The organism is Anaerobacillus sp. 63XJN7_4_ISO-PGPR-S23-413, assembly GCF_056173725.1.
Genome location: NZ_CM149688.1, coordinates 1,676,016 through 1,694,449, shown reverse-complemented (window position 1 = coordinate 1,694,449; position 18,434 = coordinate 1,676,016). Strand labels below are relative to the sequence as shown.

At 39.9% G+C, this 18,434-nt stretch carries 24 protein-coding genes; 7 read left to right on the top strand and 17 right to left on the bottom strand.

The genetic code is table 11. From position 1 onward, the window contains the following. Nucleotides 1-2: 2 nt before the first annotated feature. The 3 genes from coaD to AC0VYO_RS09225 form a co-directional block, all read right to left on the bottom strand. On the bottom strand, nt 3-497 hold the full coding sequence (coaD, locus tag AC0VYO_RS09235) for a pantetheine-phosphate adenylyltransferase (RefSeq protein ID WP_194221319.1): 495 nt from the start codon (nt 495-497) through the stop codon (nt 3-5). Nucleotides 498-499: 2 nt separating this feature from the next. Beyond that, nucleotides 500-1,087: a 16S rRNA (guanine(966)-N(2))-methyltransferase RsmD gene (gene rsmD, locus AC0VYO_RS09230; RefSeq protein ID WP_276511842.1), complete on the bottom strand. Its 588-nt coding sequence runs from the start codon at nt 1,085-1,087 to the stop codon at nt 500-502. Nucleotides 1,088-1,380: 293 nt separating this feature from the next. Then, the gene (locus AC0VYO_RS09225) at nt 1,381-1,701 is read right to left on the bottom strand and encodes a hypothetical protein (RefSeq protein ID WP_430247101.1); all 321 of its coding nucleotides are present in this window, start codon (nt 1,699-1,701) and stop codon (nt 1,381-1,383) included. A gap of 114 nt (nt 1,702-1,815) precedes the next feature. On the opposite strand from AC0VYO_RS09225, the gene AC0VYO_RS09220 reads away from it, so the two are divergent. Beyond that, complete coding sequence (locus AC0VYO_RS09220) at nt 1,816-2,202, top strand: DUF7147 family protein (protein ID WP_475367231.1); 387 nt, start codon at nt 1,816-1,818, stop codon at nt 2,200-2,202. 44 nt (nt 2,203-2,246) lie between these two features. Here AC0VYO_RS09220 and AC0VYO_RS09215 read toward each other — a convergent pair whose 3' ends face one another. Both AC0VYO_RS09215 and AC0VYO_RS09210 read right to left on the bottom strand, forming a co-directional pair. Continuing rightward, nucleotides 2,247-3,476 carry an MFS transporter gene (locus AC0VYO_RS09215; RefSeq protein WP_430247099.1) on the bottom strand — a complete coding sequence of 410 codons (1,230 nt, stop codon included), beginning with the start codon at nt 3,474-3,476 and terminating at the stop codon, nt 2,247-2,249. 240 nt (nt 3,477-3,716) lie between these two features. Beyond that, nucleotides 3,717-3,992: a YlbG family protein gene (locus AC0VYO_RS09210; RefSeq protein ID WP_098443273.1), complete on the bottom strand. Its 276-nt coding sequence runs from the start codon at nt 3,990-3,992 to the stop codon at nt 3,717-3,719. A 115-nt stretch (nt 3,993-4,107) separates the two neighbouring features. Between AC0VYO_RS09210 and AC0VYO_RS09205 the strand changes: the two genes are divergently transcribed. After that, nucleotides 4,108-4,428 (top strand): hypothetical protein, encoded by a 321-nt coding sequence (locus AC0VYO_RS09205; RefSeq protein ID WP_475368896.1) that lies wholly within the window; start codon nt 4,108-4,110, stop codon nt 4,426-4,428. Nucleotides 4,429-4,450: 22 nt separating this feature from the next. Here AC0VYO_RS09205 and AC0VYO_RS09200 read toward each other — a convergent pair whose 3' ends face one another. Beyond that, nucleotides 4,451-4,891, bottom strand: a complete 441-nt coding sequence (locus tag AC0VYO_RS09200; RefSeq protein WP_475367230.1) for a YlbF/YmcA family competence regulator — start codon at nt 4,889-4,891, stop codon at nt 4,451-4,453. Nucleotides 4,892-5,188: 297 nt separating this feature from the next. Here AC0VYO_RS09200 and AC0VYO_RS09195 point away from each other — a divergent pair, with 297 nt between their 5' ends. Then, on the top strand, nt 5,189-5,992 hold the full coding sequence (locus tag AC0VYO_RS09195) for an ATP-grasp domain-containing protein (protein ID WP_430247098.1): 804 nt from the start codon (nt 5,189-5,191) through the stop codon (nt 5,990-5,992). Between the two features lie 23 nt (nt 5,993-6,015). Here AC0VYO_RS09195 and AC0VYO_RS09190 read toward each other — a convergent pair whose 3' ends face one another. The 3 genes from AC0VYO_RS09190 to ylbD all read right to left on the bottom strand — a co-directional run bounded on the left by AC0VYO_RS09190 (nt 6,016) and on the right by ylbD (nt 7,151). Beyond that, the gene (locus AC0VYO_RS09190; RefSeq protein ID WP_475368895.1) at nt 6,016-6,408 is read right to left on the bottom strand and encodes a hypothetical protein; all 393 of its coding nucleotides are present in this window, start codon (nt 6,406-6,408) and stop codon (nt 6,016-6,018) included. Nucleotides 6,409-6,516: 108 nt separating this feature from the next. After that, nucleotides 6,517-6,750, bottom strand: coding sequence for a YlbE-like family protein (locus AC0VYO_RS09185; protein WP_226612723.1), 234 nt, complete (start codon nt 6,748-6,750; stop codon nt 6,517-6,519). Between the two features lie 11 nt (nt 6,751-6,761). Further along, on the bottom strand, nt 6,762-7,151 hold the full coding sequence (gene ylbD / locus AC0VYO_RS09180; RefSeq protein ID WP_226612721.1) for a YlbD family protein: 390 nt from the start codon (nt 7,149-7,151) through the stop codon (nt 6,762-6,764). A 146-nt stretch (nt 7,152-7,297) separates the two neighbouring features. Between ylbD and AC0VYO_RS09175 the strand changes: the two genes are divergently transcribed. After that, on the top strand, nt 7,298-7,792 hold the full coding sequence (locus tag AC0VYO_RS09175) for a PaaI family thioesterase (RefSeq protein WP_475368894.1): 495 nt from the start codon (nt 7,298-7,300) through the stop codon (nt 7,790-7,792). On the opposite strand, the gene AC0VYO_RS09170 is transcribed toward AC0VYO_RS09175, so the two are convergent. Together AC0VYO_RS09170 and AC0VYO_RS09165 are read right to left on the bottom strand one after the other, a co-directional pair. After that, entirely contained in the window at nt 7,779-8,861 is a 1,083-nt protein-coding gene (locus tag AC0VYO_RS09170; protein WP_475367227.1) for a CAP domain-containing protein, read from the bottom strand. The two genes, AC0VYO_RS09175 and AC0VYO_RS09170, sit on opposite strands and share 14 nt — an antisense overlap. A 130-nt stretch (nt 8,862-8,991) precedes the next feature. After that, complete coding sequence (locus tag AC0VYO_RS09165; RefSeq protein WP_430247094.1) at nt 8,992-9,723, bottom strand: YugN family protein; 732 nt, start codon at nt 9,721-9,723, stop codon at nt 8,992-8,994. Nucleotides 9,724-9,941: 218 nt separating this feature from the next. On the opposite strand from AC0VYO_RS09165, the gene safA reads away from it, so the two are divergent. Continuing rightward, nucleotides 9,942-10,571 (top strand): SafA/ExsA family spore coat assembly protein, encoded by a 630-nt coding sequence (gene safA / locus AC0VYO_RS09160; RefSeq protein ID WP_475368893.1) that lies wholly within the window; start codon nt 9,942-9,944, stop codon nt 10,569-10,571. Nucleotides 10,572-10,613: 42 nt separating this feature from the next. Here safA and AC0VYO_RS09155 read toward each other — a convergent pair whose 3' ends face one another. Continuing rightward, a complete protein-coding gene (locus tag AC0VYO_RS09155) occupies nt 10,614-10,979 on the bottom strand; it encodes an Asp23/Gls24 family envelope stress response protein (protein ID WP_475368892.1) in 366 nt (121 codons plus the stop codon). A 157-nt stretch (nt 10,980-11,136) separates the two neighbouring features. Here AC0VYO_RS09155 and ytvI point away from each other — a divergent pair, with 157 nt between their 5' ends. After that, the gene (ytvI, locus tag AC0VYO_RS09150; protein WP_430247091.1) at nt 11,137-12,195 is read left to right on the top strand and encodes a sporulation integral membrane protein YtvI; all 1,059 of its coding nucleotides are present in this window, start codon (nt 11,137-11,139) and stop codon (nt 12,193-12,195) included. A gap of 47 nt (nt 12,196-12,242) precedes the next feature. Here the strand turns inward: ytvI and AC0VYO_RS09145 are convergent, their stop codons facing one another. From AC0VYO_RS09145 to cyoE, 5 genes are all read right to left on the bottom strand, one after another. Then, nucleotides 12,243-12,587 carry a cytochrome C oxidase subunit IV family protein gene (locus tag AC0VYO_RS09145; protein ID WP_194221302.1) on the bottom strand — a complete coding sequence of 115 codons (345 nt, stop codon included), beginning with the start codon at nt 12,585-12,587 and terminating at the stop codon, nt 12,243-12,245. 4 nt (nt 12,588-12,591) lie between these two features. Beyond that, nucleotides 12,592-13,209, bottom strand: a complete 618-nt coding sequence (locus tag AC0VYO_RS09140) for a cytochrome c oxidase subunit 3 (protein ID WP_475368891.1) — start codon at nt 13,207-13,209, stop codon at nt 12,592-12,594. Continuing rightward, nucleotides 13,206-15,044 carry a cytochrome c oxidase subunit I gene (gene ctaD, locus AC0VYO_RS09135; RefSeq protein WP_430247088.1) on the bottom strand — a complete coding sequence of 613 codons (1,839 nt, stop codon included), beginning with the start codon at nt 15,042-15,044 and terminating at the stop codon, nt 13,206-13,208. Before ctaD ends, AC0VYO_RS09140 begins: the two co-directional genes overlap by 4 nt. A gap of 26 nt (nt 15,045-15,070) precedes the next feature. Continuing rightward, on the bottom strand, nt 15,071-16,096 hold the full coding sequence (gene coxB, locus AC0VYO_RS09130; RefSeq protein WP_194221299.1) for a cytochrome c oxidase subunit II: 1,026 nt from the start codon (nt 16,094-16,096) through the stop codon (nt 15,071-15,073). 108 nt (nt 16,097-16,204) lie between these two features. Further along, entirely contained in the window at nt 16,205-17,146 is a 942-nt protein-coding gene (gene cyoE / locus AC0VYO_RS09125; RefSeq protein ID WP_194221298.1) for a heme o synthase, read from the bottom strand. Nucleotides 17,147-17,532: 386 nt separating this feature from the next. Here cyoE and AC0VYO_RS09120 point away from each other — a divergent pair, with 386 nt between their 5' ends. Then, the gene (locus AC0VYO_RS09120) at nt 17,533-18,426 is read left to right on the top strand and encodes a COX15/CtaA family protein (protein ID WP_430247087.1); all 894 of its coding nucleotides are present in this window, start codon (nt 17,533-17,535) and stop codon (nt 18,424-18,426) included. The last annotated feature ends 8 nt before the right edge of the window (nt 18,427-18,434 follow it).

Sequence of the window (18,434 nt, the reverse complement as noted above, 5' to 3'; positions counted from 1 at the left end):
CGTTAGCCTAACGGGGATTCTCCATACTTTTCTCTCAGGGCATTTTCAACAATCTCAGGAACAAGGTCTGATACAGGGGCGTGGTATTTTGCTATCTCTTTCACTATACTTGAGCTTAAGAATGAATATTGATTGTTTGTCATCATAAAGAAAGTTTCAATTTCATCTTCAAGCTTGCGATTGATTGAAGCAATTTTCATTTCATATTCAAAATCTGAAACGGCACGCAGCCCGCGTAAAATCGTTGATGCTCCTACGCGTTTCGCATATTCAATTAATAGCCCGTTATGCGAATCTACTGTTACATTTGGAATGTCTTTCGTCGCTTCTTTCAATAGCTCGACCCGTTCTTCGACTGAGAACAGCGTTGATTTGCTTTGATTATTTAGAACAACAATCTTAATGTTGTCAAAAACTCTTGCGCCTCGTTTAATAATATCCAGATGACCAAATGTCACCGGGTCAAAACTGCCTGGACACACTGCAATTTTTCCCATGACTATTCCTCCTTCTCAACACCCGACTGTTCATATGTATAAATTGAAATCGTCGTTTTACCACTATACGTTTCCTCACGAATCATCCGTAAACCCGCAAATTCTTCTGGTAATGTCACTTCTTTCTTGTGCTCGACAACGATTGTTGCATTTTCCTCTAACAAATCATACGCTGTCAACTTTTCAAGATCGTGAAGAATTTGCTCTTTATGATAAGGAGGATCCAAAAGAACAAGTGAAAAAGCTACTTCTCGTTTTTGAAGCGCTTTTAACGCTCGCTTTGAATCATTTCGAAAAACTTCCGCGGATTCCGTAAACTTCGTTTGTTCTAGGTTCCACTTGATCGTTTCAATCGCTTTATTCTCGCGATCAACAAACACACATTTCTCAATCCCACGGCTTAACGCTTCAATTCCTAGCGCCCCACTGCCTCCATATAAATCAAGCGCCATTCCGCCATCAAAAAAAGGGCCAATCATATTAAAAATCGACTCTCTTACTTTATCTGTCGTTGGTCTTGTAGAGGTTCCTGGAACAGGTTTAATATGCCTTCCTTTACAATCTCCTGCAATAATACGCATCTCTCTCACAACCTTATCCTTTCCATATTCCTACTTATCCTACCACAAAAAAAGGGAAAGCTAAAATCAATGTATAAACGAAAAGGTGATGGTGATACTAAACGTAGTAGCATCGTTCATACGAAATGGTGCTGCCAACCGCGGAGAAAGACTTACGTTTCCCCATAAGTTCTTCCTCCGGTTTCTCCTCTCCCATTTGCCTTGGCTTCACAGCTTAAGGCACCCGCAGGATTTCCTGCGGGTTTTTTTATGAAGTAATATTTACTCTCTTTTGCTCGATCAACTAAGAAGAAAGATCTTTCTTATCCAGGATCTAAATCAAGTGGCATGTCGATCGCCTGAATGCCATCCCAATCATGCTGAATCCAATCTCCAAAAGTTCCTTCATTAATGCTAGTGTGACTAAACAAATAATCTTCAACGTCAGATAGTGATTGATTAGAAAGCATTTCAGCCTCTGCAGCTGTAATAACACCGTGTAAAACTAGAGCTGCTAAAATATCCGCAATAATAAGCCCTTGAATCAATTTTTTATCGATGGTTTCCTCTTTAGCATTTCGTCCTTTCCAGTATAAATAGAGCAATCCCCCTACTAAACTAACTAGAAGCAGAATCGAGACCATAGAGTTAACCTCCTTTCTTATCATTCTAATGCAAACGCTTTATCCTTTCCATCATAATGAATTCATGCTACATTATGAATGGATTTCTGAAGTGACTGAAAGGAGAACAACATTATGATTCAACGCTTTATTGAACTAGGAGAAGGCTATTCTGATATTTATGAATTAGTTGAACTTGCAAGAACTAATTCCCATCGTGTTCACCGTTTGTTATTACTAAAAACACTCAAAAATGACCGCCAAGTCGTATCGCCTGTCGTCGTTTTAAAACCTGCCGGAGAAGGTAACCTTCAGCCATTGTACATATCTTTAGAAGGAATCCCTTCTAAAGAGCCTTCTGTGCAACGTTTAAAGCTCTTCGAAGACCTAAGCAAGGAATTGGACGTTTCGATCATACCATTGGAAATTAAGCCTTCAAGTGAGTTTAATGAGAAGGATCTATACTTTAATTACATCATCGGTATTCTTCGTTTAAATAACCTGATTCCCCCACTTCAATAATTTCATTAACAAAAGCAGGGGCCAACGACCCCTGCTTTTGTACGTTAAGATGTTATTTCTTTGGATTCATATACCGCTCGTTTCCGATCAAGAATTGGAAGTACTCTTCTTTTCACATAGGCTACACTTATCAATAATATAATACCTGCAAATAAAAAGAGACCTCTTGTCCCAACAACCGCTACAATCGCTCCGCCAGTTACTGGTCCAAGTAAATTACCCAAATAGACGGCACTATTAGAAAAGCTATACGTTCTACTTTCCATTCCGGCAGGTGACAGTGTTTTCACTAGTGAATTTACGGAAGGTAGCAATCCTCCAATACACAACCCTAACAAAAAGCGCAGAGCTATTAATTGCCACAGCTCCTGAACAAACGCCTGCGGAATAGAGAAAATCGCCGCTCCTATTAATGAATAATAAAGAACATGGTGTGAACCCTTTCGATCTCCCACTTTTCCGAGTTTAGGAGAAGCTAACATATTGGCAATACCCATAACAGAAGCAGCGATCCCTGCAAATAAAGCCACATTTCCCCCTGAAGTAAGCTGTTGTACAAAGAGTGGAATAAGTGGATTCATTCCAAGAAGCGCGAACTGCACGAGAAAACCTACTAACATTAACGATAACATCGGTGAATGAACAGTTACTTTCTTGAAATCTTTAATCGCATTGCTTTTTTCCTTTTTTGCTGATGGTTCTGGTTTTGTCTCTTCTTTAACAAGAAACAACACAACGAATGCCGCCAGTAAAATCACAACACCCGTAATATTAAAGATCATTCGAAATCCTAGCGTTTCAGCCATTAATCCACCAAATAACGGACCACAAATAGCACCAGCTACAGCTCCAGAATTTAAAGTGCCGAGCGCGTATCCGACGTGTTCCTTCGGTGTGTTTGTCGCTACTAGTGCAATAGCGGCAGGTATAAATCCTGAAACAACTCCATTTAACAAACGTAAGCCAAGTAAAGACCAGGGACCTGTGGCAAATCCGGTTAAAATAATCACGATAGCCATACCGAAGCCTGAACGAAGTAGCATAAGCTTCCGTCCATGTCGATCTGCCATACGTCCCCAGAATGGTGAAAATAAAAAGGCAGTTAAAAAATTCGCACCAAAAATAACACCTGACCAAAGACTAATTTGACTTTCTCCTTCTACACCAAGTTCCTGAACGTACAAAGGTAGAAACGGCATAATCATAGTCATAGCACCAAGAACTAAAAATTGACTAGCAAACAAAATCCAGACATTACGTTTCCAATTATCCATTTTGTCACTTCCTTTAATCCGACCATTATATCTTTCGGACTTCGAAATAATCAACCATTAAAGCTAGATTTTCTTCAATAGGATAAGGTTACGGTAAAGAAGAGGTTTTCCATAAAGCGCAGGATGAACAACAGAGATTTCTTAAGGCTTATGTGCCGTTGCTTGGTTTTTGACTCTTCCAAGTGAAAGGTCGCGCTGTGATGAGCCAAAATAAAAAAGCCATCCTTTAGGATTGGCTTTTTAAAGTCCCATCTTGTAATCATATTGTTTTGCTTTATCAGGCTTTGCATTTTGATATTCCGTCTGCACTTCTGGACGTTTGGATGGCTCCACTCGCTTCACAAAATGGAGAGAGTTCAAGCGCTCTTTCGTTGTTTCCAATTGATCGAGATTAATATAAATCACGACATACTTTTGTTTTGAGGAAACGTAGTGAACATTTCCAAACCTTCTTAACTGCTTGGCATGCTTCAATGACTGAATATAGACTGCCAGGCCAACTCGTTCTACAAACATGACGCGCTTCCCCTTTACTTATGAAATCTACTCGTTCGATGAACAGAGTGATGGTCATTTTATTATGATTCAGTTAGGATAACAGTAGACTGCGTTTATGAAAGGATGTTCTTCAATGAACCTTGATGAAATTTGGAGTCCATTTCTAAATCAACTAGCCACGTCAAATACCGTGAAGTCTGTTTCAAAAAAAACTATCACAGGTATTCCCTTTCTTTATCTTACAGTAAATTCGGATAGCATAAAAGCTGAGATTGAAACCTTGATTAAATTAGAGGCGGCAAAATGCATGAGAGGGAAGCAATTGAGAATGGAATATTCCTTCGTTCGAGAAGAAAAAAATCTTCTTGTTTATCGAGTCCGCTTTCTCGTACCACAAGAAAAGATGTTTTGCTGCGGAAACTTATGTCCTGACTGTATTCGTTACCGAAATTGAAAAACCAGAGCAAAAGCTCTGGTTATCCACATCCACAGCTGCCGCCTGAGCCACAGCCTCCCCCACATGATTGATTATCAAAGAAAGGATTTCCAGATGGAACTTTAATTGAAGGAGACACTTCACCAGCTAATAGAGAGCAAACCTCTACTAGAAGGCCTTCGAGCTCCGTTTCCGCTTGCTTAAATGCCGCTACCGCTTCGTGAAGATCCATGTCTCTCTTCGCTTCACGTACTTTTACAGTAATCGTCATAAAATCCGGATGATAACGCCCGAAACGTTGAACCTCGTCATAAAGTTCCTTCATTTCTGTGAAACGCTTAATCAAACGCTGCGCTTCCCTATTCTTTGATAATTGCTTCTTTGCCTCATGATAATCATGAGCAACTTCTGAATCTTTTATCAAAAATCCAAGCTCTTCGGCCTGGTCTAAAATCATTACACTATCTAGAGTAGCAATCATACATACACCTCCACACTTATCTTACCACTTCATGGAACCTCCTGACCAGTCCTCTACTATATTAGTAAAGTGAATATCCACGATTTGGTTATTGACTTTTTTTGGTGTAAGCTCTATAATTTTCTGGATTTATATGTTTTCGTATTAGCTATGTTAGATTGTGGATCCCTTCGTTATTGGCGTATCTATGCCTTTTTTAACGTTTCGAGCAAATTCATTCGCACTCCAAAATGCTAATAATCGAGAGTTCAACAATAAGCTAGCATGGTTATTTTAGAGAGGAAGAAAAAGAAAACTGTGAAACTTATTACGTTCAATCCGTTTCGTACGCTAGGCATGTCAGGTATTACTTATGTTAAACCCGATCATATGTTTAAAGAAATTGATGAAATTAGAAAAGCTGATGTGCTATTATTTCCAGAAAAGTGGCAAGTGAACTCTCTTGTTTATGGTCTAAATAAAAAAATCTTTCCATCCATCCAATCTATTCAACTTGGATTTGATAAAGTGGAAATGACAAGAGCCTTCTGGTCACTTTCACCAGATCTAATGCCTTACACCGAAATTGCAGGTCGCTCTAAAGACACAATTGAACGTATTTTAAATACATTCCCCTTCCCTTTCGTTGCAAAGGAAGTACGCAGTTCTATGGGAAATGGCGTGTTCCTTATCCGTTCTGAAGAAGAATTTCTAACTTATGCAGAGCGTAACGACGTTCTCTATGTACAAGAATATTTACCAATAGAAAAAGACCTCCGAGTTGTTTATGTAGGTAATACAGTTGTATCGGCCTATTGGCGTGTTGGAGGAGAGTCATTCCTTAATAACGTCGCTCAGGGAGGAAAGCTGTCTTTCCACCAAATTCCTGACGAAGCACTCGAGCTCGTTGATCGAACAGCCAAAGCTCTCGGAATCAACCACGCAGGATTTGACGTTGTGTATGCAAACGGAAAGTACTACTTTCTTGAATTCAATTGTTTGTTTGGAAACCAGGCGCTTGTTCAACAGGGTATCCATGTAGAGAACGTGATATTTAATTATTTACAGGAGCAGTTTCCACCTATCGTACCGCCGACAACACCTTTCAAACAAATCTCCTAAGCAAAAGCCTCCTGAAAAGAGGCTTATTTTATTTCCACTTTCATTTCTTTCAAGGATAAATACCTTCCTCCATCTTCTCTCATAATATCTAAACGAATCGTATGCTTGCCTTCCGGTAAATTACGAATAACAAAAGCTGCACTTTCTACAGTTTGATGCTTCACACCGTCAAGATATACATTAAGATGTCCATGGTACTCTTTTTCTGTATTCTCTTTATCAAATGAAAAATTAGGAATTAAGCATTCAATAAAGACGTTATGATCTTTCACTCTGTGATTAACGACAACAGGCTCAGTGTTTTCTTTAGCTGCGACGTTATCCTGTAAAGCTTGACTAAATCCAACTACCGGAACACAACAGCCAATCATCAACACAATGATCATTAGCTGTCTTTTACCACGCTTCAACAACATCTTCAATCACACCCCTTTAACATAAGTGTGCCCTAAGAATAATAAAAAATAAGAAGATATGATTAAATCAATTGAGAAAACCAGCCTACGCAACCATAAAAAAAGACCCTAATTTTTTAATTGGGTCACTAACGCTAGCATCATATTCACCATATTTAATTGATTTTGAAAGCGATCAACCCGTTGTGGGAACGTCTGACCATAAAATGTTTTAGAGGCTTCTTCAAATTCTTTCAGTGCGAACGGTTCTCTACTTAAACGCCGATACCAGCTAGGCTGATTACGTAGAAATAGCACCAGATCCTGCCGGTTAGCGAGAAACTCCTGTACTTCTTCACGCATGTGATCTCCTCCTAGTCATGTCGAAAGGGAAACGGGGAGTGTGATTGAGAATACGGAGATTGTGGTTTTGGTTTCGAACGAAATTGTGATAAAACTTCTTGAATAGAATAAACAGCTCCACTAAATTGTTCGATCCCTTTTTGAACTTCTTCAAAATTCATTTGTTTTAATGCTGATAACATGCCACCAATGCTTTTCTCTTCTGTAACTTCTTCCTGATTTTCATCCATTTCTTCTTCATACCAGCTAGCATCGTCTTCACCAAAAAGCATCCATTCCTCAAATAGCTCTTGAAGCGTTTTTTCCTTTCGCTTCACTTTTTTTAGCACATGAGGATGAGCTTTGACGAATGTCTTAAATTCCTGAACCTTTTGAGTTCCTTTTTCTTTTGCTTCAGGCAAATTCGCCACCTCCATTTCCATACAACCAAAATGGTCTTACTACATCATAATTAGACTTTTAACAATTGTGCGCCTATTTATTGGTGTATTCGACCATTACTGGTAAACTAAAAATAATCGCACACTGGAAAAGGAAGGTAGATTATATGGAGAACGAATCAATACATACGTTAATTTCACAAATTTTAGATGAAGCAAATGAGCAAGAAAAACACTCCCTACGCTTCCTGCTTGAGGGTGTGCTAAAAAAACAGCAAGATCATTATAAAACCTATCTAGCTGGGTTCATGGGGATTAGGAGTAAAAAACTTGATGAAGACACTTATGAAAGTATTATTCCGAATCAAGAACTTGTTCATAACCCATTGCATATCGTTCATGGTGGAATAACCGCTTCATTAATTGATATTGCAATGGGCTCACTTGTTCACCAATCGCTCCCTTCTGACAAAACAGCAGTGACTTCTGAAATGAACATTCACTTTCTGGCAAAAGGGGATGGTCATGAGTTAAGGTGCCAATCTCATGTAGTGTTTAAAGGTGACGTAAGATGGGTTGTGAAAGCAAACGTCTACCGTGATGATCTGAAATTAATCGCTACTGCTACCGGAAACTTCATGGTTATTCCTAGAAAGGTTTAATGAAATTCTGTGTGTAATATTCACGATAAACCCCTACACCAATTTCAGTGAAGTCTTCATTCAATAGAGCTTCACGATGACCTTTACTGTTTAACCAGCCAATCATCGCCGCTCCAGCATCTGGATATCTTGCAGCGATGTTCTCTCCGGCATAGCTATAGAGAACGTCGCCCTTCTTTAAGCGATCGGAAAGCTCCCCTTCCGATGGTGAAGTATGAGAAAAGTAATCATTTTCTCCCATATCCTTGCTATGTCCAAAGGCAACTTCTGAAACTTCATTATTATAGCTTAACGATTGCTTGTCAGATAAATTTCTCAACACGTTTGTCATCGAAAAAATTTGTTTTTCCATTGCATCTTCGACTTGATCCCATTCACCCTGTGATAGCGACTCCGTTTCAAGCAGTTCGCCACGATAAGAAACCGCATAAGGTCTTTGCTTTACTAGTACACTCGGCTCTGCAATCCTAACAGCACGTAAACTACCGTTAAACTTATCAAAATAATACTGCGCGTATAAATCCTCATGTATTTTAATTAAAGGCTTAAGCTGTTTTTCTTCTTCAGTAAGCTGAAACCGATAATCATATTGATCTACCTTAACAGGGATTTCATTTAGAGGCTTCTCTTCTTTAAATATATCAGCCGCTTTCTCACCCATTGGGTATCGTTCACCAGCGTCAACATTCCCCATAAAGAAAATCGTCACTACCTGTTCATTTTCAATACCAACCTGTAAATAAGCAGAATGGGACTGCTCATAAATCCACCAGTCATACCCAAACGGTGAGGGATCCACTCTGTCTGGTTTCCCCAAATTAGATTCAATCGTTTCTTGTCCTTCTCCTACCCATTTCTCCAGTCCTTTAAGCTCTGGCAACGGCTCATCTTTTTTCACTTCGTCTTGTTGAGTTGGAGACTTTTCCGTAGTTTCTTCAAGAACAAACTTTTCTTCATTAATGATACGTTCAACTTCCTGTCCTAAATGACTCCACTCAATTTTGTCATAAACATCTATCCCGATCACGATGACAACAATCAGCAAAGTGAAGCGAAGTATATTTTTCATGATTCGTTCGCCTCCATTTCATTGTATCTATTATGCCTTATCTCTGTTGTACACCGCAACGGTTAGCCTCTATGGCGCTTAGATTAATCACCTTAAAAGTAAAAAAAGAAGAGCACCTGGCTCTTCTCATTTAAGCGTTTATTTTTTCTTTTAGATGGAAGTAAGATACGATTCCGACAAAACGCTCTCCGTCGACTACAATAACCTCTGTTAGACGGGATTCATTCATTAACTCAGCAGCCTGCTCAGGCTTCATATCTGGCGCCAAAGTCATAGATGGCTTTTCGAGGAGTTCCTCAACTTTAGTCATGCCGGCTTGATTATCAGCAAAACCACCAACCGCAATTGCTCGATCTGTCACAATTCCAACCAGATTTTCACCATCACAAACGGGAACAATCGTGACATTTTCATTCTTCATAGTCGCAGCCGCTTCGGCAACGCTATCAGAAGGCTTACTCGGAGTAACATATTTAGCAATATCTCCAACAGATACCATGCTTCGTTGAAGTGCCGATCCTAGCTGATCACGAAGGGTTTCAAGCTTTTTGTTACATGTGTTAATAATCGTATCAGGAAATTCTTCGTCATACTCCACGCCGTGAGGATAATAGTGCTTTCCTAAGTAAGGCTTACCAAGCTTGATCACGGCATAAGAAGATTCAACCATTCCCTCGATAGCTACACCAGGAACTCGAAGATAGTAAACGTCACCATTTGTCATATCCTCAAATTTATAATCGTATGTAACTCGTTCATAATCCCATTGACCAGCAAGAACTAAACCGTTTTCATGCATAATATGATCTAGAATGGAAAATTGAACGATCGTAGATTCCAGACCAGTCTTGTCAAATTTCATAATTCGTTTGCCTCCTTTGTAATTCACAACATGTCCACTCTTTAATAATAGTATAAGGGGCAGTGTGGTTGCAATGTTTACTTCGTTTTCACATGGATAATCCATACATTATTATCCTGTCCAATCGAAAAGAAATTACATGAAATCAAAACAAATAATAATAATCTGAGTGAAATCGGTCGCTTCTGGTGAAACTACGCTAGAAAGGAGATGATTTCATGAGAAAATCAGTATCTTTATTAATGGTATTTCTTCTCATAACTTCACTATTAGCACCAACTTATGCACATGCACAGAGTACATACACAGTAAAATCTGGTGACACGCTGTGGAAAATTTCCAAACGCTATAAAATCGGACTTACTGAGATAATCAGTGCAAATCCTCAATTCGATAATCCAGATCTTATTTATCCGGGCGATCGTGTCAACGTACCTACAGCAAATCCATCGATTCGAAAGTCTAAAGACGTTGGACAACAAGTGATGGATTTAACAAATGCAGAGCGTGCGAAAAATGGATTGTCGCCACTAACGTGGAATTGGGAAGTGGCTAGAGTAGCCAGATACAAATCAGCAGATATGAGAAATAAAAATTATTTTTCTCATCAGTCGCCTACGTACGGTTCTCCCTTCTCTATGCTAGAGAATTTTGGCGTTTCCTATCGAAGTGCCGGAGAAAACATTGCCGCTGGACAAGCAACACCTGAAGAAGTCGTTCAAGCGTGGATGAATAGCGAAGGACACCGAAAAAACATTTTAAATTCTGGTTATACACAGATTGGCGTCGGATACATCTCAGGTGGTTCATACGGTCATTACTGGACACAAATGTTCATCTCAAAGTAATCAGAAAAGCCTCTTTGTCTAGAGAGGCTTTTCTATATGGATTTATTCTTTAAGGTCCTCGTCTGTAATAGATAAGGCTGATACAAGCACATTCACTTCTTCCACGTGTAACCCCGTCATTTTTTCTATATCACTTTTAATTCTCTCTTGAAGAACAAAGCATGTATAGGGAATGATTTCTCCAAAACCAATTGCCACTTCTACTTTAAGTGATAAACCCGCGTCTTCCTGGTAACTATCAAATTGAAAAGAGGACTTCTTCCCTTTCCCAACCATCTTTCTCAATGTCTTTTTAACAGGTGCTTGAATAAATTTCACGCCCGGCGTTTCATTAATCGCTACTTCTAACATAAAGTCAATGACGCTCTCTGAGATGGTTAGGCTTCCTTGATGGAATGATTTTCTCATGATGATCCTTCCTCCCCCCTCTTGCATACACTCTTAATATTATATGAATAGCTGAAAATGAAATATTCGTCTAATAATTCATTTCTCTCTACTGGTAAAGCGTAATCGTCCGTACTATAATATAAGAAGATGGTTTGACTTAGAAAGGAGAACAAGATTGCCAAAGTTCCTCACAAAGCGATTTATATTAATTTTACTTGTCATTGCGATTTTAGCAGTGCTTGCTTTCTGGATCTTACCCGTCTCCATTCCGCTTATTCTCGCGTTTTTCAGTGCTCTAGCTCTTGATCCAGCTGTTAAACTGATTCAAAAGAATACGAAAATAAAACGGTACTTTCCAGTGATTATTGTCTTTACATTATTTGTTATTTTCATTTCATTACTAGGCTACTTCCTTATTACAAAAGTGATTACTGAAGGAATAGTGCTAGTCGAGAACTCCCCTCTGTACATACAAAACATCACCCAGATGTGGGATAGTATGGAATCCAACATGGAGGCCGTATCCAAAAGTTTTCCTCCTGAATTTGTTCAAGAATTCACCAATCAGGTTGATCGATTTCTTGAAAATACAAAGGATACCATCAGTAGCATTGATTACTTAAAAATCATTACCATCATTGTCACAGGAATTCCAAATTATTTAGTTAGCATTGTTGTATACTTAATTGCCCTCTTCTTATTCTTGATGGATCTTCCGAGACTGAAGAAGCAATCTTATTCTTACTTATCACAACAAACGGCAGAAAAAGTGCAATTCATGACCGGGCGCCTTTCCTACGTCATTTTTGGTTTTTTTAAAGCTCAGTTTCTTGTCAGCATCATCATTTTCTTTGTTAGTTTAATTGGACTCTTATTCATTACGCCGAAGGTTGCCCTTCTAATGGCGTTTATCATTTGGGTCATTGATTTTATACCGATTATTGGTTCGATCGTTATACTCGGACCCTGGGCGATTTATTATTTAATAACTGGCGATATAGCCACTGGAAGTCAAATGGCGATTCTAGCGGTTGTGCTTCTAGTCATTCGTCGAACAGTAGAACCAAAAGTAATGGGACGACATATCGGACTATCTCCGTTGTCTACGTTAATATCCATGTACATTGGTTTGAAACTCCTCGGTATTATGGGCTTCATCATCGGGCCAATCCTTCTCATTGCCTTTAACTCTGCAAGAGAAGCCGGGCTAATTAAAATTAATTTCAAAGTTTAACGAAAAAGAAGCTGTTTCCATATGGAAACAGCTTCTTTTGGATCATTTTACCAAATCATACCCATTAGGGCGACAACACACGTGCCAGCTACGAATACTCCAAAGAATATTCCCCATGCAGGATACTGATGCCCTTTGTGGCTTAAATGCATGAACATGTATAGCTGAAATACGAGTTGGATACCAGCTAGGATCATGATAAAAACAACTGTAAAAGCATCAGATATCGCATCGCTAGCTACTGCTACGAACGCAATCATCGTCAGGAAAATCATCATGGCAAAGGAAACAAGTTGTTGCTTAAATTCCTTCTCATGAGCAATCTCGTGATGAATGTCGAGATGACTTTGATCGTGCTCTGACAGAGTATCGTGACCTTCATGATGTGCCATAAAATTAACCCACCTTTCCCATTAGGTAAACCACTGTAAAGATGAAGATCCATACAACATCAATAAAGTGCCAGTAAAGAGCAAAGAGATAAAACTTCGGTGCTGTATACAGGTCCATTCCTCTTCTTAGATTACGAATAATAAGAATCGTAATCCAGGAAATCCCCACTAATACGTGAGCTCCGTGAGTACCTACAAGCGTGTAGAAAGCAGATCCCCATGCACTGCTTTTAATCGTATGACCGTATTCATGTACATAGTGATTAAATTCATAAATTTCAAGACCTAGGAAAGCAAGACCTAGAAGTCCAGTCACCACAAACCAGCCAATCATACGCTTAAAATGATTTGTTTTAAGTGCCATCGTAGCAAACACCGATGTTAAACTACTTGATAATAAAAGCATTGTCGCAATAAAAACAAGTGGAAATTCAAACAGTTCATTCGATGTAACGCCACCGTTTGTTGCATTCCTTAGTCCTAAGTATACCCCAAAAAGCGAGGCGAAAAGCACGGTTTCGCCTCCAAGGAAGAACCAGAAACCAAGAAATTTATTTTTACCATCTAACGTAGCCCGTTCTGGATTGGCAGGCAACTTAGTCATTGCTTCGTTCGATTTCATTTGCCTTCCCTCCCTTCATCAGGCAGATCTTCCTTATGGATATGGTATCCGTGATAATCAATGACAGAGCGAAGGATCATCGCTAATGCCGTGATCACAAGTCCACCTATTGCAATTATCCAGTTTGAATAGATCGCTGCAAGAGCCGCAATAAACAACCCAAGAGAAAGAACAAGTGGAAGAATAGAAGAATCCGGCATATGGATATCATCTAAAGGTTCCGCGGCAACCATAGCTTTATTACCTGCTCGTTTTTCTAACCACCATGCATCAAGACCACGTATTAGCGGTGTTTGTGCAAAGTTATATTCTGGAGCTGGTGATGAAATCGCCCATTCAAGCGTACGACCGTCCCAAGGGTCATTTCCAGCTTTTTTACCTTTAACAGAAGTTTGGATAATGTTCCAAACCATAATGATTGTTGCAAGTCCCATTAAGAAAGCACCCATCGTTGCTGCGAAGTTCGCTTCATCAAGACTTTGACCAGAAAGATACGTATAAACTCGACGCGGCATTCCCATAAGTCCGAGGAAGTGCATCGGGAAGAACGTTAAATGGAAACCGATAAAGAATAACCAGAAATGAAGCTTTCCGAGAAATTCGTTCAATACTGTTCCAAAAATCTTCGGCCACCAGTAGTACATACCGGCAAATAGACCGAACACTACCCCACCAACAATTACATAGTGGAAGTGAGCTACAACGAAGTAGCTATCGTGGTACTGATAGTCAGCAGGTGGAACGCTTAGCATTACCCCTGTCATACCACCAAGTACGAAAGAAGGAATAAATCCTACTGCAAATAAGTTTGCGGTTGGGAAGCTCACTTTTCCTCCCCACATTGTAAAGAGCCAGTTAAAGATCTTAACCCCAGTCGGAACTGCGATTAACATTGTTGCAACAGCAAAAATAGAGTTGGCAATTGGTCCTAGTCCCACTGTAAACATATGGTGAACCCATACCATAAAGCCTAAGAAACCAATAAGAGCTGTTGCGAAAACCATTGCTGAATAACCAAACAGACGCTTTCTTGCGAATGTTGCAATGATTTCAGAGAACATACCAAATGCAGGTAGAACTAGAATGTAAACTTCCGGGTGCCCGAAGATCCAGAATAGATGTTCATAAATAATCGGGTTACCTCCCGCTTCAGCTGCGAAGAACTGCGATCCGAACAAACGGTCAAACATGAGTAGCGCTAGACCAATTGTTAGAGCAGGGAAGGCAAAAAGAATAAGACCAGAAGTAATAAAACTAGACCATGTGAACAACGGCATACGCATAAATGTCATACCCGGTGCCCGCATGTTTATGATGGTAACTAGGAAGTTAATTCCCCCGATTAACGTTCCGATACCTGAGATCTGAAGCCCTAGAACGTAAAAATCGACTCCGTTCCCTGGACTTGTTGTTGATAGTGGTGCATAACCGGTCCAACCAGCATCCGGTGCTCCACCCATGAACCAACCAAGGTTCAGTAGGATACCACCCGCTGTAAATAGCCAAAAGCCTAATGAGTTAACGAATGGAAACGCTACGTCTCGCGCTCCAATTTGAAGCGGAATGATCGCATTCATAAACCCAAATATGAGCGGCATGGCTGCCAGGAAGATCATTGTCGTCCCGTGCATCGTAAGCAGCTGGTTAAATGTTTCAGCTCCCACAAAATCAAATTCTGGATAAAGCAACTGCACCCGCAGTAAGATTGCTTCTAAACCACCGAGTAGAAAGAAGAAAGCACCGGAAGCGAGATAGAGAATCCCGATCTTCTTATGGTCAACGGTAGTAAGCCAATCCCATACAGGATTTTTCTTTTTATAAGCATGTGCTGACACGTATTAAACCTCCTTATTTCCGATGACTATTCTTCAACTTTTAGTCCTTGCAAGTAAACAACTAAAGCATCAAGCTCTTCATCTTTTAGCTGATCTCCAAACGCAGGCATGTTATTACCAGGTTTGTATTCCGATGGATCGCTAATCCAGCCCTTAATGTTCTCATCTGTATGCTCGAGAACGCCCGCTACTTTCTCGCGGTCACCAAAGTTTGTTAAGTTCGGACCTGTGTTACCGCCTTCACTGCCGACGGCGTGACAGCCAATACAGCTGTTTGCGAAGATTTCTTCCCCTTGAGCTGCTTGATCAGAAGCTGCCTGTGAACCAGCTTCTTTCATGTTTTCTGCCCATGCTTCAAAATCTTCTTTTTCTTGAGCAATTACTTTAAAGTCCATCAAAGCGTGTGATGGTCCACACAGCTCAGCACACTTCCCATAATATGTACCTGGTTCCTGAGCATTTAGCCACATTTTATTCTCTGTAGCTGTATTCGTATCCATTTTTCCACCTAGAGTCGGAACCCAAAAAGAGTGTGTGACATCTTTAGAAACGAGTTCAAAATAAACTCTTTCTCCTGTTGGAATGTGTAAATCTTGAGAAGTCTTCACTTCAAGATCAGGATACTCAAATTCCCACCAATACTGATGAGCTGTTACTTTGACAACGGTTGCACCTTCAGGTACTTTTTCAGTGCCCTCATCTAATGCAAACGTAGTCATTACTGTCGGAACGGCAAGGATCAAAAGAAGGATAATAGGAACTACAGTCCATAGAATCTCAAGAACGACATTACCTTCCGTTTGTTCTGGAATTTCATTGTCGCTTTCACCACGTCGTCTAAAACGAACAAGCACAACTGTATAAATGAGTGCTACTACAACGAAAACCCCGATCATGATGTAAAGGCTTAACATCATGAGATTAAATTGCATTTCAGCCCCTTCTCCCTTAGGGAGCATAGCTGTTAGTTGTTCGTTACCGCAACCCGTAAGCGCTAACGCAATTACCGATAGCAGTGGTAAAAAACGCCAAACATTTTTCCAACGTTTCATTTGCACCTTAAACCTCACTTTCTTTAGTAGCTTTTACTCAAAATTGAGTTATAGGAAGACAAGGAGGGCATCCTACCCACCTTGTCTGACCATACATTAATCATCCTTTTAAGGATTAATATTTACTGCAATCATAACAATAAACAGGATTGTTATATAGTTAAGCGAATAAACAAACATAATTCTCGCCCACTTAATATCGTCCTTCATGAAAAATCCTGCAATTCCTATCGCTAGCCATCCAAAACCAAGGATTGCTGCGACAGTGATGTACACTGGTCCAAAGCTGTATAGCAATAGTGACACTGGTACTAAAGCAGCCGTATATAAAACGATTTGGCGCTTCGTCATTGGAAAACCTGCTACAACAGGTAGCATTGGAATTCCAGCATCACGATAATCATCTACACGCTTCATAGCGAGTGCTAAGAAGTGTGGAGGCTGCCAGATAAACATGATTAAAAACATTCCCCATGCTACAGGGCTTAAGTTAGGATCAATTGCAGCCCAGCCAATAAGCGGCGGAAGTGCACCTGAAAATGACCCGACTACTGTATTTAAAGAAGTTGTACGCTTTGTCCACATTGTATATAACACAACGTATATAACAAGTCCTAAAAGACCCAATAAAGCAGCCATTGGCTCAACAATCAATAGCATTATCGTACCTACAATGGCTAAGCCAAGACCTACAAATAATACCTGGTTAGCAGGAATTTTACCTGTAACTGAGGGACGCGTATTCGTTCTCGCCATCACTTGATCAATATCACGGTCAATGTAGTTATTCAAAGATGTTCCCCCGGCAACAACAAAAGCTGTTCCCAACATCGTTAGAATGAGTACCATTGGATTAGCGAATAGATCAAATCCTGCAGCAACTGATGCCACCCATAAGCCAGTAAAAGCTGTAATTAAATTATCAAATACAATGCCTAATTTCGTAAGTGTCAGAAAATCTTTCCACGTACCAGATGGATTTGCTTCTGATAGCGGGCCTGGCTCCATAACGCGATTAGATGCTTCGTATGCAGTTCTAGCTTTACTCAATCTACACACCTCCTTTTTCATTTGACTGAAGTAAATCAGTCATTCTATCGTTCATGTTAGACAATCTTATTAGAAGACTGTGTAAGCCCTGATCATTATGTTGTATCACGTCTACCCCTCCAGGTTACTCACATGCTGTTAAACAAAATGTAATTCAATCTTCACATCTTGCTATTAAAACTCGCTAACAGCTATGGTAAGATAATGTTGGTTTTGTGAAAGGAAGCAGTATCCGCAATCCTTATCCATTATAAACGAATCTAATTGTTTTGTATACGTCGTTTCATAATGGGAGCTCATCCTTTCATTCGTGCAAAGATGTGCTTGCCTCTTCACACATTCATTGTACTATGATTTACACACAATTAGATAAGAAGGTGTTATTTGTGAATAAATTGTTGAAATTATTCGGGATTATTACGTCACTTGGAATGCTTCTCGTACTCTTAATGGGTGCAGTTGTAACGAAAACAGGGTCGGGTGATGGCTGTGGGAACTCCTGGCCTTTATGCTATGGAAAGGTTCTACCTGAAGCACCAGAGATAGAAACGATCATCGAAGTCAGTCATCGGATTGTTTCAGCAGCCCTCGGTCTGCTCGTGATTATTCTTGCCATATGGGCTTGGCGAAAAATCGGACACATTCGAGAAACAAAATTTTTAGCGATTGCTTCTGTCTTCTTAATCGTGTTTCAAGGTTTGTTAGGCGCTGCCGCTGTAGTATGGGGCCAATCAGATATTATTCTTGCTTCTCATTTTGGTTTCTCACTTGCTAGTTTTGCGAGTGTTGTTTTGCTAACTATACTCGTTTTTGAAGCGTCTGGGAATAAAAGAACGCCTCATGTTCCTAAACGTATTCGTTTTCATTTATACGCGATTACAATCTATTCATATATAGTCGTTTATACAGGAGCCCTCGTACGCCATACAGGCGCCAGTATGGCCTGTGACAAAGTTCCATTTTGTAGCGATGGTCAGCTGTTCGCTTTCTCTGGACCACAGGGGATTCAGATGTTACACCGAACGGCAGCCGTACTCATCTTTGTATGGTTACTCTACATTCTCATCATAGGATTACGAGAGTTTAAAAACAAAGGAACGATGCGAACTGGTATTATTTTAGCTTTTGTTTTCATTTGTTTACAGGCGTTGAGCGGTATTCTAGTAGTCGTTTCAAACCTGAATTTGTTTCTCGCGCTTTTCCACGGACTCTTTATATCTGGTTTATTTACAGTTCTTCTCTACCTTGTTATGCTTTCACTTCGAAGTGGCAGGCAATAGAAAAAAGC

What these genes read in the sequence shown, in the direction of transcription:
- coaD (WP_194221319.1), bottom strand. Translation starts at nt 497, where the DNA reads ATGGGAAAAATTGCAGTGTGTCCAGGCAGTTTTGACCCGGTGACATTT.
- AC0VYO_RS09225 (WP_430247101.1), bottom strand. Translation starts at nt 1,701, where the DNA reads ATGGTCTCGATTCTGCTTCTAGTTAGTTTAGTAGGGGGATTGCTCTAT.
- AC0VYO_RS09220 (WP_475367231.1), top strand. Translation starts at nt 1,816, where the DNA reads ATGATTCAACGCTTTATTGAACTAGGAGAAGGCTATTCTGATATTTAT.
- AC0VYO_RS09215 (WP_430247099.1), bottom strand. Translation starts at nt 3,476, where the DNA reads ATGGATAATTGGAAACGTAATGTCTGGATTTTGTTTGCTAGTCAATTT.
- AC0VYO_RS09210 (WP_098443273.1), bottom strand. Translation starts at nt 3,992, where the DNA reads ATGTTTGTAGAACGAGTTGGCCTGGCAGTCTATATTCAGTCATTGAAG.
- AC0VYO_RS09205 (WP_475368896.1), top strand. Translation starts at nt 4,108, where the DNA reads ATGAACCTTGATGAAATTTGGAGTCCATTTCTAAATCAACTAGCCACG.
- AC0VYO_RS09200 (WP_475367230.1), bottom strand. Translation starts at nt 4,891, where the DNA reads ATGATTGCTACTCTAGATAGTGTAATGATTTTAGACCAGGCCGAAGAG.
- AC0VYO_RS09190 (WP_475368895.1), bottom strand. Translation starts at nt 6,408, where the DNA reads ATGTTGTTGAAGCGTGGTAAAAGACAGCTAATGATCATTGTGTTGATG.
- AC0VYO_RS09185 (WP_226612723.1), bottom strand. Translation starts at nt 6,750, where the DNA reads ATGCGTGAAGAAGTACAGGAGTTTCTCGCTAACCGGCAGGATCTGGTG.
- AC0VYO_RS09175 (WP_475368894.1), top strand. Translation starts at nt 7,298, where the DNA reads ATGGAGAACGAATCAATACATACGTTAATTTCACAAATTTTAGATGAA.
- AC0VYO_RS09170 (WP_475367227.1), bottom strand. Translation starts at nt 8,861, where the DNA reads ATGAAAAATATACTTCGCTTCACTTTGCTGATTGTTGTCATCGTGATC.
- AC0VYO_RS09165 (WP_430247094.1), bottom strand. Translation starts at nt 9,723, where the DNA reads ATGAAATTTGACAAGACTGGTCTGGAATCTACGATCGTTCAATTTTCC.
- safA (WP_475368893.1), top strand. Translation starts at nt 9,942, where the DNA reads ATGAGAAAATCAGTATCTTTATTAATGGTATTTCTTCTCATAACTTCA.
- AC0VYO_RS09155 (WP_475368892.1), bottom strand. Translation starts at nt 10,979, where the DNA reads ATGAGAAAATCATTCCATCAAGGAAGCCTAACCATCTCAGAGAGCGTC.
- AC0VYO_RS09145 (WP_194221302.1), bottom strand. Translation starts at nt 12,587, where the DNA reads ATGGCACATCATGAAGGTCACGATACTCTGTCAGAGCACGATCAAAGT.
- AC0VYO_RS09140 (WP_475368891.1), bottom strand. Translation starts at nt 13,209, where the DNA reads ATGAAATCGAACGAAGCAATGACTAAGTTGCCTGCCAATCCAGAACGG.
- coxB (WP_194221299.1), bottom strand. Translation starts at nt 16,096, where the DNA reads ATGAAACGTTGGAAAAATGTTTGGCGTTTTTTACCACTGCTATCGGTA.